The sequence below is a fragment of the Xenorhabdus sp. IM139775 genome (genome assembly GCF_028598745.1).
Taxonomy (GTDB): Bacteria; Pseudomonadota; Gammaproteobacteria; order Enterobacterales; family Enterobacteriaceae; genus Xenorhabdus.
This window is the reverse complement of the sequence record NZ_JAQRFK010000044.1, coordinates 1-14,571: the sequence shown is the minus strand read 5'-3', so window position 1 is coordinate 14,571 and position 14,571 is coordinate 1. Positions and strand designations below refer to the sequence as shown.

The following is a 14,571-nucleotide window of genomic DNA, read 5'->3' as shown; positions in this document are numbered from 1 at the left end:
AAAAGCCTGAAATAAATTTTCATAAATAGTGAGAGTTTGTAACCTTGTCCTCCGCACCGTGGGGGACAAGGTTTACTCCTATCATTTTGAAACGCTATTTAGTATTTTACCTGAAGGCAAAAAAATATTTCTTTGCCAATCTCGGAAAATTAGAAAAAAGATATTTTCACTTCAATAAACAGCAATAATTAAATAAAGAAAGAGATGAAAACATAAATATATTTTCATCATATCGATACACCGAAATTATGCAAACCCTTACACCTCAAGGTGCGAGGTGTAAGAAAGCGTTCTATTTTTACATATCTATTATGGCAACCAACAAATATCAATAATGTACTTATGCAACAACACAATATAATCACCACAATACTTTTAAAAAAATGACATATAAACTAATATTTATAGATAAATAGACATAAAAGTAACTTTATTTACAAAATAAAACGACAAATTCAAATTCTTAGCCATCTACTTGATAAAATAGGAAATCCCCTGAATATTTCTGCATTATTATTTGCACAAATTTTAAAAACACAGTTTTAATTGGATAAATATACAGTTATTTTTTGCGAGTTGCTTCGCAAAGAGCAACATTATTGATGGCATATTAGCCAATATATCGCTAGGGTGGATATTGATTCTTAACCAATGAATGCGATACAGATGAAAAACAGGTGTGAATTCGCGGTGCAGGGCGGACAAAGTCCTGATAGAGTATCGCGGTATATCCCAATAACACAAGGAATGTACAAATGAACCTTCACATTTCATTTCGCCATACTGACATTGATATCCCTGAATTAATACTGAATGGCAGTGCACTCAGCGATGCTGGATTTACCGCGAATGAATTATTTCATATCTTACAGTTTTCCAATGGTGTTATTATCTCTCTCGTCGATCCCAATGCAGACTTAGTCACTTTAATCAAAGAGGTAGAAGATAATCCCGATGAAGGCATCGACAATATTCGTGAAAATGGTGAACTTTATATTGCCGGGGATTGGCTGACAATCAGTAACTTAGTAGAACAGCCTATTAATATTGAAATGCAGCCCGGCAAGATTATTCTTAAAAGCCATTGCCGATTTCCCGCCAGCTAAGTCAATGAAATTGCCCGTAACATACGATGATTCATCAGACAGTAACGTCCCTTTCGAGGCCGCATAATCGCCGTATTCATGAGAGGCGCTTGGTCTGGCCGCAGCAGGGTGCGCACTCATTAGCGGTCACATTTGCAATCATATCATTCAAAACTATACTCCAAACTGCAAGAGTCGATTTCGGGTTTCAGTACTCTAATCAGAGGAATATACGATGAAAAACTTGAAGTTATCAGTTGCAGCATTACTGGTGTTGTTTTCAAGTGCAACGCTTGCAGCGCCGGCAGTATCAACCTCAGCCGAAACCGCGTCCAAAACGGTAACGGCCGTAAAACAAAATGTTAAGTCAGCAAAAAACAAAGTTAATTCGCCAGAAAAGAAAGTCACCAAAAAAGCAAAAAGCCCGAAAGTATCAAAGAAGAAAAACAAAAATAAATTAGCCAAAAAAACAGGCGCTAATACCGCCCTTTGTAAAGATGGTAGCTATAGCAAGAGTAAATCTCGTAAGGGAGCTTGCTCTCGTCATGGCGGCGTAGCTAAATGGCTGTGATGTTTCATTGATTTTTCATTATGTACAATTAGGGGGCTTTGGCTCCCTAATTTTTTAATCTGAATCATATTTTCTAATCGAATATACTCGTCGTATTTCATCTTGCAAACGGCAACTTGAAATTTATCGGGTATATAATCCAACAATGGAATAATAATGCAATTTACTGACGATAAGAAAATCCATAATTAGATTATTTACCTGCATTGCACAGAATGAAGGGGATAAATATTACGCACCAAGTTACATAAGAAAAAAAAACGTTATCCTTCATCATGTATTAACCTTATCTTCTAAGACTGAAATTCCGATAACAAATTAGAAATAGTCCAGAAAATCAGGTAATTAAATATGAACAATAAAATAATTTATCATCACTGCAATAAAGCAAAAACTCACACACCTACGCCATCTCCTCGGATTGATCAATTTATTATTCCATAACAATAAGTTAAGTAAAATGCAATCATTAAATTAAATCACATAACCAGATGATAAAACATAACATTATCTCACTGTTCGTCTGATGAAAGCCTAATAATCATTACATTAATTTACTATATGGCATGAAAAATATAGATATTTATCAGTAAGGTGCTAATATTCGTTACAGAAATGAAACTTATGAATGACGAATAACAGTAGCTATATATGATTTGCTCTGCTAATATTCGTTTGTTTTTTATCCAGAGTAATAAAACGAGGAGAAGCAAATGCCCTCTCTAATGATGAGGACAAGTGCGGTCTTCGCTTTCTTTATCTCATTAATTTTTACCGGTCTGAGCCATGCCTCGACCAGTACCTCGAAAATGCAGGAGTATTCTCACAATGGCATACAAGTCAGTTTGCCTGATTTGCGAAAATACCCTTCAGGTACGCCTCGGAAGAAAGCGTTTTTAAATATTATTGTCCCTGTAATTGATCAACATAATCAGAAGATTATGCAAGACCGCAAATGGCTCCTGTCACACCAAAAGCATCGTCACTGGTCTGCACAAGATAGCCATCGATTGAAAAAGATCTGCATGGATTACAAAATGACCTGCAATTCACCAAAACAGGTCAATTGGAATAAGTTATTAAGTCGGGTTGACATTATTCCTACCCATTTTGTGGCTACTCAGGCAGCGGCGGAATCGGGTTGGGGAACGTCAGAACTTGCCAAGAAAAATAATAACCTGTTTGGAATGCGTTGTAGCGCTTGCGCTAAGACGAAAGGAAAAGTCAAAGGTTATTCAGCTTATCCTACCGTTGATGCTTCCGTCATTGCCTATATGAAAAACCTGAATACGCACCGGGCTTATGAGTCGCTGCGTTCTTCACGGGCAAAGCAGAGGACAACCCAGGAGCCACTGAATACCAGCCAGCTTATTGATAATCTCAATGGTTATTCGGAACTGGGCGCTGACTATAATCGCTATTTGCATCGTGTCTTTAATGGCAATCGGGAATTGATTTCACAGGTTCAGGAATTGGCGATCCAATAACATTCCCTCAATAATCCACTTTGTATTAATAACAAGGTGGATTCTTTTTTTTTTCTAATCTCCCTCTCGATTATCCACTGTAAACACAGACAAATTCCATACTATAATGCACCCCAGAATTACATTCTTTCTCCCAACGATAAATGGTTAGCCAGAGCCTAATATGAATTTCTTCTCTTTTGAGTTTCTTGGATCGTTTGTTATTCTGCTGGTTGTCTATTGGCTTTTACAAAAAGCACCCAGGCTACAGAATGGCGTGTTAGTTTTAGTGAGTTATTTATTTGTATTCTCTTTTGCCGCAAATTTCGCCTATATTTTATTCGCCTATACCCTGTTTATTTACTTTTTGGCGAATATTCTCAGCCGTTATTTATCCAACAAGGTCATCTTCACGCTGCTGACATTCGGTATCCTCGGCTGTTTCACGGCTTTCAAATATTATTCTTTCTTCCAAGAGGCCATTCAGCAAACATTTGCCAATGTGGGAATTAACGTGGAACTGCCGCTACTTGAATGGCTAATGCCGCTGGGGTTGTCATTCTATGCGTTCCACTCGGTCAGTTATGTCGTATCGGTGTGCAAGAAAGAGATACCCGCCGCGCCGCTGCCTGATGTCATGTTATATCTTTGCTTTTTTCCCAGCATCGTCGCCGGCCCAATTAATCGAGCCAAAGATTTGCTGCCACAAATTCAGGCATCCAGAATAATATTGGAGCCGTTAAAAGCACTGTTATTGATTGCACTTGCCATCACAAAACTCATTTTGCTCAGTGCTACGCTCTCTGAATATTGGGTGAATCCCGTCTTTGACGATCCAACCGGCCATCATGCAGGGCAAATCCTTGTGGCAATTTATGCTTATGCCTGGAATATCTACTTTAATTTTTCCGGCTATACCGACCTTGTTACAGGCATCGCCCTGCTATTAGGTTTCAAAGTGCCACGCAATTTCGATGCCCCTTATCTGGCTGAAAACTTACAGGTCTTTTGGCGACGCTGGCATATCAGCCTGTCAACATTTATCCGTGATTATGTCTATATTCCATTGGGTGGTAACCAAAAAGGCACATTGCGCAAAAATCTGAATCTGTTCATCGCCATGGTCATTTCTGGTCTATGGCACGGTGCCGGGCTGAGTTTTATTATCTGGGGTGCCATTCATGGATTAGGGTTAATTTTGCAAAATATTAAAAATGCCCTGTTTCCTATGGCGAAGAGCCACAATAAACCACCAACCAAGCACCCTATTTCATTATTTTTATCCCGTGTGGCGACATTTCATTTTGTCTGCTTTGCATGGGTCTTTTTCCGTAGCCCGACATTGAATGATGCTCTGGCAGTATTAAATCAACTGTTCTCTGGCGAAATATTCGCATCCCTGTTATCCAGTGCTTCTCTATTAATCGGTTTCTGGGGATTCTTTATTCTCTATCCCTGGTTGGTGAATCTCAGAAACCAAATTGAAAAAAATCATGGGCTGATTTCCTGGATTTATTACCCCATTCCCTTAGCCCTGATCCTTACTTTGGTCTTTATTTTGTCACCTTCAGGAATGCCAGGATTTATTTATGCCAACTTCTGAATTTACCTTTAATTTTAAAAAAGCCGGACAAGTGGTTTGTATCGTGGCCTTGACCAGTTTGCTGCTAATCTGGCTGAATCAGGGTTCGTTGGATAACTTCTGGCAGCAGAAATATCACCGCAATAGCCCTTGGACATCTCTCAAGGGAAAACCATTGTGGGATTTGGGGAATAATGTACAACAAGGTGTGATTGCTGCCAGTGAAACTTTTATGGCATACGCAAAAGGCAAATATCAGGATCACCCATCATCAGACATCAATATCGATAATCGTCGGGCACTGTTTCCCTCTGATTTTCAGGTTAGCCTGCGCTTTCTGGAAGGATACGTGCATCCCATCGAAAATCTCTCTTTTACCTTTCCTGAATTACTGAATAAAGATATTAAGCTCGTTCAGTCTTCTTTACTGCCAAATAAATCAGGGCAAAATCCGGGTGTTGAAATTATTCAGAAAACCCACGTCAATCTGGATATAAAAGATAAGGTATTATTTGCCGGTGATTCGATGATGCAGGGCGTCGCCCCACATTTAAAACGGCGGCTGTTTCAGGAGTATGGCATTTCCAGCATTAATTTAAGTAAGCAAAGCACAGGGTTGTCTTATCCGGGTTTCTTTAATTGGCCGCAAACTATCAGCGATGCCTTGAAGACCCAACCTGATATTAAGCTGGTCGTGATATTTTTAGGCCCGAATGATCCGTGGGATATGCCCTCCGGACACAAAGGCCCTTATTTGAAATTCGCCAGTGAAAATTGGGAAGCTCTTTATCGCCAACGGATTGACACCATCTTAAATGACGCTCGCCAACATCAGGTTGATGTTATTTGGGTTGGCCCGCCGAACATGCGTAAGGAAAAACTCTCCGGCAGTATGGCTTACCTCAATAAACTGTATCAGTCTGAGGTTGAAAAAAAGGGTGAGATCTATGTTGCGGTTAATGATATGTTCAAATATCAGTCAGATAATTATTCAGATTATATTGGCGATGGCAGTAGCACGATTAAACTCCGCAGCGGAGACGGTATTCATTTCAGCTTGAAAGGGCAACAAACCATCGCGGATTATCTCTTTTCATTGATCACATTTATTCAGGAGCCAGTTAAAGAAAATGCAACCATTTAGCCTGTTCCGTGGATTTTATCGAATAATCGCTGCCGGTCTGGCAATTACGCTTTTAGTCAGCCTGTCATCGTGTCAGGGAGAAAAATCCAAGCCGTTATCGGAGCACCAAACCGCTCAGGTACACCATCAGCAACAATTGACAAATTTTGATGATCCCAATTTCGCGCTATTGGCGGATAAATTGCGTCACAGCGATACCCGCCAGCTCCATTTTGTCCAGTTGGGTGATTCGCACACGGCTGCCGATTTCTTTACCGGTACATTGCGCAATTTGTTACAGAACCATTATGGCGATGCAGGGCCTGGTTTTATTTCCCCCATGAGCATTCCCGGCCAGCGTAATGCCTTAGTGCAGTTTGCCGGGGATAAAACCGGCTGGTGGCTTTCCAGCAGCCGCAAAGATAATCGGGCAGATTATCCACTGGGTGGATTTATTGCTATTCCGGAAAAAGCCGGCAGTTCGTTACAACTTAATTCCTCCTCAGCTCTTGGCAAGTACTGGCTGAGTGCGCTCTATCAATCCCATGAAGCGACTCAAATCAATACATCATTTGCCACCATGGGGTTACCGGCAACACAAAGTGAATGGCATTTCTCACCAGAGCAGAGTGTCCGTTTCCCAATCCATCTTTATCCACAAGATACGCAATTGAAAATCGGCGGTTGGCTGATAAAACGGCAAAATCCGGGGCTGATGTTATCCGCATTGGGCATCAATGGTGCCACCATTAATATGCTGGATAAGTGGCAACCGCAATGGATTGAAACACTGGTTCAGATGAAACCGGATATGGTGATCCTCGCCTATGGCACCAATGAAGCCTTTAACGATTCGCTGGATTTAACCACTTATCAACACGATCTGGCAGCCAAAGTGCAAGAGATCCGCAAGGCGATACCGCAAGCGGTCATCCTGCTGATTGGGCCGAATGATTCGCTGAAAAATAAAACTGCGGCAAGCTGTGGAGCACAGCAACCCGCCCTGCTTGATAACGTGATTCAGGTTCAACAAGCCGTTGCCAAAAAACAGCGCACCCTGTTCTGGAACTGGCGGCAATATATGGGGGGGCCATGTTCAGTCAGAGGATGGGAACAGCAAAACCTCGCACGTCCTGACTACGTTCACCTCTCTGCTGCCGGCTATGAACGCAGTGCCGAAGCGCTTTATCAGCAGCTTATGGAGTTGTTAACGCACTATAGTGAATAAAATTACAACAAGGGATCGGTATGTCTTATCAAATTCTGACAACAATCGCGGCCAGTACCACCGATTTGAAACGCAATCCAATAGGAACGGTTACGGGTGGCGAAAACGGTGCCGTTGCCATCTTAGACCACAATGAACTTACAGAAGATGTCGAATTAAATCGCATTGCAGATGAACGCATGAAAGCCCCTGAATTTGTGAGCGTTAATCTCGATGACTTATAGTCTGAAATTACGCTCTTCTGGCTATCGCTTAGTCTATGAAGTTAATGAAAATCCAAAAAAGAAGCATGTTGGGAATGCTACATGCTTCTTTTATATTTTAAGGCTTCACAACAGGGCGAAATAGATCATGCCAACAATCGCGCCGGTTGTGCCAAGAATGGTTTCCATAATCGTCCAGGTTTTCAGGGTCTGTGCTTCTGTCGCACCGGTAAACTTACCAAACAGCCAGAAACCAGAATCATTCACATGGCTAAGCACCAAAGAACCGCCGGCAATACACACTGACAACGCGGCCATTTGCGCACCGGAATAGCCCAGTTCGCTAATCACTGGCAAAACCAACCCGACCGTGGTCAAACACGCGACAGTGGCCGATCCCTGAATCACACGCACGGCTCCCGACAAAATAAAACAGGCCAGTGCAATGGGCAGACCAGCCCCGATCAACGTGTTCCCCAATGCCGGCCCAACCCCCGAATCCACCAGCACTTGTTTGAAGACGCCACCTGCCCCGGTGACCAGCAAGATAATCCCCGCAGGTTGGATCGCCTCGGAGCAAATATCCATGACTTTCTCTTTGCTCATGCCACGACGGATCGCCAAACCGTAAATCGCCACCAGACACGCAATCAAAATTGCAGTAAAAGGATGGCCGATAAACTCCAGCCATTGGTATAGCGTGGACTGTTGATCAACAAAACGCGCACCAATGGTTTTCAGCCCCACCAACACCAATGGAAACAGGACTAATGCCAAACTCAAACCCAAAGAGGGCATCTGACTTTTGCCAATACTGGGGGTGCTCAGATCCTTGGGTAAATCCAGCGTCACATGTTTACTGATAAGGTTACCGTACATCGGGCCAGCCAATAACATGCCCGGAACGGCGGCACTCAGGCCAATCAGGATCATCCAGCCAAAATCAGCGTCCATCTGGGAAGCCAGCATCATCGGGGCAGGCCCCGGAACCAAAAATGCAGCGGCGGCTGCCACACCGGCAAACAGTGGGATCGCCAGTTTCACAACATTACCACGGGTGCGGCGCGCAACCGCGAATACCACACCAATCAACAACACCACGGCCACATCAAAAAACAGTGGTAGTGCACAGATAAGACCGGCAATACCTAATGCGTAGTTCGCCCGCTTTTCCCCAAAGCAATCCAATAACTTCACGGCAATCTGGTCTAACGCCCCGGTTTCATGCAGGATCTTGCCAAACATCGCCCCAAGGGCCACCACAACGGCAAGAAAGCCCAACGTCCCTGCCATCCCGTTTTGTATGGTTTGCGTGATTTTCTCCAGTGGCATGCCCGAAAAAATCCCGGCGCCCATGGAAACCAGCATCAGGGCAACGAACGCATGCATTCGGGCTTTCATCACCAGAAACAATAACAGGAGAACAGAGCCGACGGCTGTCAGAACCAGAGTTACAGTACTCATGAATGCCCCTCGCTAATACAGTCAATGGATTGGATACGCTTAATCGTGTTAATGGCATTTTTGATGACATCATCAAGATCAGGTTGGATATCAATGTGATGCACATCCGTTTCATCACTGGCCGGCTCTTCCAGTGTTTCAAATTGCGAGATCAGCATTTGCGGTTTGAAGAAGTGTCCTTTGCGCGCTTTCAGGCGACTTTCAATTAAGTCGAAATCGCCTTTCATATAGAGGAATGACAGGTTTTTATTGCCATCACGCAACATATCCCGATAACTTTTTTTCAAAGCAGAGCACACGAGCAGAGAGACATCGTTGGTGCGCTGCATAGCAAAAATAGCGTCATTAAGTGCTTTTAGCCACGGCTGACGATCATCATCATTCAAGGCGTGGCCCTGTGCCATTTTGGTAATATTGGTGCGAGGATGCAGGAAATCCCCATCCAGAAACGCGGCGCCTAATTCACGGGCAACGCCGTTGGCAACTGCGGATTTACCGCTGCCGGATACCCCCATCAATACAAAAACATGGTTTGGTTGTTGGGTATCACTCATATCAAACTCCTTTATACGGATCTTGCTGATTACTTATCCATTTGATTTATCGGAAAAATTTTCCAAATGAGATAGTGATTACAAAATGTTACCGGTAACTTATTACCGGTAACATTACCAGCAGTACAGGATGGTGAGCAATCAATCAGGATCGTCAAAAAAGGAAAATGTGAGGTTTATCGCAATTGAAGATAGGAAAGCCGCATTTTGAGCTACAAAAATTAAACACTTTTATCTGGTAAACGCGTTTTCACCCGCTAAACACTTTCGCCCAATGAAAGGGTAAATCCAACATCGATCAGAGTTTGTTCCAGCGTCTCCCCCTTCAAACGAGCCAGCAGGGATTCCGCAGCCTTGCGTCCCATCAAATCACGAGGCGTCAGCACACTGGCAAGTTTGGGTGTCATGACCTGACCGATATCATGACCATGAAAGCCAGCTACCGCGATTTCTTCCGGTACTTTGATCCCTTGTCGCTGGCACTCAAAAATCGCCCCGATGGCAATATCGTCATTCGTACAAAACAGACCATCAATTTCGGGATATTTCTGGCAGGATGCCTGTAAAAGCTGCGCTCCCAATGAATAAGAGGAACTGGCAGGCGTCATCATTTTTCTCGCTTGCAATCCGGCACTGTGCATTGCCATTTCAAACCCTTGCGAACGGATCAGCGTCCGCTCATCCTGCCGCGCACCAAGGTAAATGATGTTCTTGCAGCCACGTTCGATCATCGCCAGCGTCATCTGCCGAGCCGCTTCAAAATTATCGACCCCGACAGCAATATCAAGGCAAGGCGATACACTGTCCATCAATTCGACAACGGGAATGCCGACTGTCTGCAATATTTTCAACGTCTTGGGTGTGTGCGTGCGCTCCGCCAGAATCAAGCCATCAATATTGTAAGAAAGCAGGGAAAGCAAACGTTCTTCTTCTTTCTGGGCAGAATAACCATAGTGGGCGAGCATGGTCTGATAACCATTGCGATCAGTGACATGCTCAATGCCACGGATAACTTCGGCAAAGACCTGATTGGTCAATGAAGGAAGCAAAACACCGATTGCACGACTGGTGGAATTGGAAAGAATATCCGGCACGCGGTTGGGGATATAACCCAGTTGCTCCACCGCTTCCGCTATTCGTTTTCCCAATACCTCAGAAACCTGCTCGGGATGACGTAAAAAACGGCTGACCGTCATTTTTGTGACCCCTACGAGGTCTGCAACATCTTGTAAAGCTGGTCGTTTTTTCTTCATTTTTAATGTAATGCAATCAGTTATTGATAGGTACAAATGAATAACTTGCGGTTTTAACACATATACATCATTACAACACGTTTTTTCGTGAAAAATGCCAATCTACTCGCATCTTATTTATCAGCAATATCTAAAACTGTGATAATTTACACGCACCTATCTCGTTCATGGGCTTGAGTCCGGTCGGTTTATCCCCGTACTCACGGGGAACACATTTCATCTCTAAATTCCTCTACGGCATTCCTCGGTTTATCCCCGTACTCACGGGGAACACATAAAGACAGTTTGGAATAACAATCCCAACCCCGGTTTATCCCCGTACTCACGGGGAACACTTCCTGCTATCCATACGTTCATAAGGGAGAGCCGGTTTATCCCCGTACTCACGGGGAACACACCAGTTTCGCCACCGTTATCACCCGTCTTACCGGTTTATCCCCGTACTCACGGGGAACACAGGCCGGAAATGCCATACGTGGCGTGGGAGTACGGTTTATCCCCGTACTCACGGGGAACACCCAATAGGCATAATGCCCATTGGCGGGTTCAACGGTTTATCCCCGTACTCACGGGGAACACCTGCGCCTGACGCTCGACGTCTTCAATTTCGACGGTTTATCCCCGTACTCACGGGGAACACATGGTTACCGTTTTTCCGGATCCAAAAGGTCCCGGTTTATCCCCGTACTCACGGGGAACACTCCGAGGAGACGTACATAATCTTGTTCAGCGTCGGTTTATCCCCGTACTCACGGGGAACACTTACTGACTATATACGGCCGCCCCCCATGCGTCGGTTTATCCCCGTACTCACGGGGAACACAATATAACTTTGTAGACGATCACGGTCATCCACGGTTTATCCCCGTACTCACGGGGAACACAATATAACTTTGTAGACGATCACGGTCATCCACGGTTTATCCCCGTACTCACGGGGAACACTTTTTCCTCTTCATCCTGCTCAGCGGCTTTCGCGGTTTATCCCCGTACTCACGGGGAACACACACTCATCAGTACCTCACCCTGAATGGGCGCCGGTTTATCCCCGTACTCACGGGGAACACACCAGTCCCCATCTCCATAAATAACCCACCAACGGTTTATCCCCGTACTCACGGGGAACACCCCACCTGCGAGTGATTGCTCGTTGCTCAGGGCGGTTTATCCCCGTACTCACGGGGAACACCATTATTAAAATTTAATTGAGGTGATACATGGCGGTTTATCCCCGTACTCACGGGGAACACTGCAGCACAAACGACATTAATTGTTCCTATTCCGGTTTATCCCCGTACTCACGGGGAACACATCAAGAGCCGGCAATCCCCATTCGGCATTTTCGGTTTATCCCCGTACTCACGGGGAACACACACTCATCAGTACCTCACCCTGAATGGGCGCCGGTTTATCCCCGTACTCACGGGGAACACTTAAGACGTAGGTATCTAAGCTGCCAATCAGCCGGTTTATCCCCGTACTCACGGGGAACACAAATCGTTTAGATTTGTCGCTGGTAATGCCTCCGGTTTATCCCCGTACTCACGGGGAACACCGTTGCTGGGCTGTGGTTTTAGTTGCTGTTGGCGGTTTATCCCCGTACTCACGGGGAACACACCTTTTCAATATCGTTATTTGCCACCAGATTCGGTTTATCCCCGTACTCACGGGGAACACTTCCCGCTAAACCGAGGTTTTCTACAAATGCCCGGTTTATCCCCGTACTCACGGGGAACACCCCCATTTAATCAGCGCGTCATTCAGGCTGACCGGTTTATCCCCGTACTCACGGGGAACACCTAATTTAATGGATAACGCATCGCGGTCGCCACGGTTTATCCCCGTACTCACGGGGAACATTTTATTAATTATAAAACAACAAAAACAATCCTCGGTTTATCCCCGTACTCACGGGGAACACTACAACCACAGGTTGAAATTTCCCCACAGTCCCGGTTTATCCCCGTACTCACGGGGAACACTTCGTCTCAATTGGGTAAAAATCCTCCGGCCCCGGTTTATCCCCGTACTCACGGGGAACACTCTTATATAAAGCCGGGCATAGTGTTGCCAATCGGTTTATCCCCGTACTCACGGGGAACACCGCCAACAAATTATCTCCTTTTGGCTCAGTATCGGTTTATCCCCGTACTCACGGGGAACACGCGTGCCTGATAACTATGATCCCGACAGCCGAACGGTTTATCCCCGTACTCACGGGGAACACATAGTTGAGCAATAGACTCTATATCCGTAAATCGGTTTATCCCCGTACTCACGGGGAACACCTACAGGTTGGTACACCTTTAATAATCAACCACGGTTTATCCCCGTACTCACGGGGAACACTTACCGAGGAGGTGGAATAACCGACCCGGGCACGGTTTATCCCCGTACTCACGGGGAACACGGCTGAGGCATTCCAACAATCGGTGGAGGGCGCGGTTTATCCCCGTACTCACGGGGAACACACGACGGAACAGAACGAGTTTGCGAACAAGTTCGGTTTATCCCCGTACTCACGGGGAACACCCAGTTGGTTTGTATGACCACAGATTGAAACCCGGTTTATCCCCGTACTCACGGGGAACACACTGATATTGATTCGAAAATTGTTGATGATTTCGGTTTATCCCCGTACTCACGGGGAACACATTCCATCTATTCTGAATAGACGTTCGTTCCGCGGTTTATCCCCGTACTCACGGGGAACACTGGAGAGTCACAGGCAAACCGAGGCCCAATCGCGGTTTATCCCCGTACTCACGGGGAACACCCCACCAGAACGCACGTTTTTTTTGCATTTTTCGGTTTATCCCCGTACTCACGGGGAACACAAATTTATTAGCGACAACCCGTTGTGATAACCCGGTTTATCCCCGTACTCACGGGGAACACGTATAAGTTGGCAATACCTAAACGCTGAGTTGCGGTTTATCCCCGTACTCACGGGGAACACTCGATAGCTTCTTGCATGATTTGCATTTGAGTCGGTTTATCCCCGTACTCACGGGGAACACCCGACGCAGAAGGTCGTTTCAACTTGAACGCACGGTTTATCCCCGTACTCACGGGGAACACTGTCCAGTTAACTGACCTGTGGAGTTACTGGCCGGTTTATCCCCGTACTCACGGGGAACACGCTCAGTTCACCAATGAACGTGGTCGAATTCCCCGGTTTATCCCCGTACTCACGGGGAACACTCCAATTTTATCCAGCTGTTTTATAACCCCTTTTTAGGGCGAAAAAATTCTACCATCTTTTCCGCCTATAAATCAGGCAAATTTTTCCTTTTATTTTTCTCGAATTCCCCATTTGTAATGCAGGTCGCATTTTATCCCTATCTATCAGACCAACAGAATGTTGCAGTCGGAAAAGAAGAGTGTAGTGAGAAAAGAAATACGGGCAGAGTCAGTGAACCGCCAATGACCTTACAATCTGTTTCCGTTTCAGGTGTTCCCCGTAAGCACGGGGATAAACCGTCATTATTGCAGTTCTGACAGATAAAAATGTTGTATTCCCCGTAGGCACGGGGATAAACTGCATTACCGCCGGAAATAAAACAGGAAGCCGTCGTATTCCCCGTAAGCACGGGGATAAACTGGATAGGCCATTTTGGCCTATCATTACATAGAAATATAGAAATGTTCCCCGTGAGTACGGGGATAAACCGTTGTTATTCTCACCTTGATTCGTTATCAATTTATGTTCCCCGTAGATACGGGGATAAATAATGACTTGAATATCAATTTATACACTATAGAGATTTGAGTAATTAATAATTTTTTAGAATCTTTTTTAATATTAAGTTGTTATTCTTTTTTTGAAGTTGTTTTTGTCTCCTTTTTATTGTTGTTTGACTTCCATCAAACATCTGCTAATTTTTACAATAACCGAATAGAAAACTGTCATAAGAGGAAAAACATGCAACCCTACACACCTAAACAGAAACGTATCCTCCAAGAAAAAATGCTACCACCTTATAACACCAGAATTTATTTCCTGGCCGAAATCACAGGCATATCCCCAACCACCCTGTAT

At 44.8% G+C, this 14,571-nt stretch carries 11 protein-coding genes and 1 CRISPR repeat array; of the genes, 7 read left to right on the top strand and 4 right to left on the bottom strand.

Going from position 1 to position 14,571, the window contains the following annotated elements:
• Positions 1 to 755 precede the first annotated feature (755 nt).
• From PSI17_RS10585 to PSI17_RS10555, 7 genes are all read left to right on the top strand, one after another.
• The gene (locus PSI17_RS10585; RefSeq protein WP_273551963.1) at positions 756 to 1,106 is read left to right on the top strand and encodes a SymE family type I addiction module toxin; all 351 of its coding nucleotides are present in this window, start codon (positions 756 to 758) and stop codon (positions 1,104 to 1,106) included.
• Between the two features lie 214 nt (positions 1,107 to 1,320).
• Positions 1,321 to 1,656, top strand: a complete 336-nt coding sequence (locus PSI17_RS10580) for a DUF3761 domain-containing protein (protein ID WP_273551962.1) — start codon at positions 1,321 to 1,323, stop codon at positions 1,654 to 1,656.
• A 713-nt stretch (positions 1,657 to 2,369) separates the two neighbouring features.
• On the top strand, positions 2,370 to 3,143 hold the full coding sequence (locus PSI17_RS10575) for a protein bax (RefSeq protein WP_273551961.1): 774 nt from the start codon (positions 2,370 to 2,372) through the stop codon (positions 3,141 to 3,143).
• 163 nt (positions 3,144 to 3,306) lie between these two features.
• A complete protein-coding gene (locus PSI17_RS10570; protein ID WP_273551960.1) occupies positions 3,307 to 4,725 on the top strand; it encodes an MBOAT family O-acyltransferase in 1,419 nt (472 codons plus the stop codon).
• Entirely contained in the window at positions 4,712 to 5,848 is a 1,137-nt protein-coding gene (locus tag PSI17_RS10565) for an SGNH/GDSL hydrolase family protein (protein WP_273551959.1), read from the top strand. Before PSI17_RS10570 ends, PSI17_RS10565 begins: the two co-directional genes overlap by 14 nt.
• The gene (locus PSI17_RS10560) at positions 5,835 to 7,055 is read left to right on the top strand and encodes an SGNH/GDSL hydrolase family protein (protein WP_273551958.1); all 1,221 of its coding nucleotides are present in this window, start codon (positions 5,835 to 5,837) and stop codon (positions 7,053 to 7,055) included. The genes PSI17_RS10565 and PSI17_RS10560 overlap by 14 nt, the downstream gene beginning before the upstream one ends.
• 20 nt (positions 7,056 to 7,075) lie before the next feature.
• Positions 7,076 to 7,279: a plasmid stabilization protein gene (locus PSI17_RS10555; protein WP_273551957.1), complete on the top strand. Its 204-nt coding sequence runs from the start codon at positions 7,076 to 7,078 to the stop codon at positions 7,277 to 7,279.
• Positions 7,280 to 7,384: 105 nt separating this feature from the next.
• On the opposite strand, the gene gntU is transcribed toward PSI17_RS10555, so the two are convergent.
• From gntU to PSI17_RS10535, 4 genes are all read right to left on the bottom strand, one after another.
• Complete coding sequence (gntU, locus tag PSI17_RS10550; protein WP_273551956.1) at positions 7,385 to 8,722, bottom strand: gluconate transporter; 1,338 nt, start codon at positions 8,720 to 8,722, stop codon at positions 7,385 to 7,387.
• Positions 8,719 to 9,276 carry a gluconokinase gene (gntK, locus tag PSI17_RS10545; protein ID WP_273551955.1) on the bottom strand — a complete coding sequence of 186 codons (558 nt, stop codon included), beginning with the start codon at positions 9,274 to 9,276 and terminating at the stop codon, positions 8,719 to 8,721. Before gntK ends, gntU begins: the two co-directional genes overlap by 4 nt.
• Positions 9,277 to 9,533: 257 nt before the next feature.
• Complete coding sequence (gntR, locus tag PSI17_RS10540) at positions 9,534 to 10,529, bottom strand: gluconate operon transcriptional repressor GntR (protein ID WP_273551954.1); 996 nt, start codon at positions 10,527 to 10,529, stop codon at positions 9,534 to 9,536.
• Between the two features lie 184 nt (positions 10,530 to 10,713).
• Positions 10,714 to 13,733: a CRISPR direct-repeat array (repeat unit 29 nt; unit sequence CGGTTTATCCCCGTACTCACGGGGAACAC).
• A 208-nt stretch (positions 13,734 to 13,941) separates the two neighbouring features.
• Positions 13,942 to 14,232, bottom strand: coding sequence for a hypothetical protein (locus tag PSI17_RS10535; protein ID WP_273551953.1), 291 nt, complete (start codon positions 14,230 to 14,232; stop codon positions 13,942 to 13,944).
• Between the last annotated feature and the right edge of the window lie 339 nt (positions 14,233 to 14,571).

Coding starts and splice junctions, on each gene's coding strand:
- PSI17_RS10585 (WP_273551963.1), top strand. CDS start 756: ATGAACCTTCACATTTCATTTCGCCATACTGACATTGATATCCCTGAA.
- PSI17_RS10580 (WP_273551962.1), top strand. CDS start 1,321: ATGAAAAACTTGAAGTTATCAGTTGCAGCATTACTGGTGTTGTTTTCA.
- PSI17_RS10575 (WP_273551961.1), top strand. CDS start 2,370: ATGCCCTCTCTAATGATGAGGACAAGTGCGGTCTTCGCTTTCTTTATC.
- PSI17_RS10570 (WP_273551960.1), top strand. CDS start 3,307: ATGAATTTCTTCTCTTTTGAGTTTCTTGGATCGTTTGTTATTCTGCTG.
- PSI17_RS10565 (WP_273551959.1), top strand. CDS start 4,712: ATGCCAACTTCTGAATTTACCTTTAATTTTAAAAAAGCCGGACAAGTG.
- PSI17_RS10560 (WP_273551958.1), top strand. CDS start 5,835: ATGCAACCATTTAGCCTGTTCCGTGGATTTTATCGAATAATCGCTGCC.
- PSI17_RS10555 (WP_273551957.1), top strand. CDS start 7,076: ATGTCTTATCAAATTCTGACAACAATCGCGGCCAGTACCACCGATTTG.
- gntU (WP_273551956.1), bottom strand. CDS start 8,722: ATGAGTACTGTAACTCTGGTTCTGACAGCCGTCGGCTCTGTTCTCCTG.
- gntK (WP_273551955.1), bottom strand. CDS start 9,276: ATGAGTGATACCCAACAACCAAACCATGTTTTTGTATTGATGGGGGTA.
- gntR (WP_273551954.1), bottom strand. CDS start 10,529: ATGAAGAAAAAACGACCAGCTTTACAAGATGTTGCAGACCTCGTAGGG.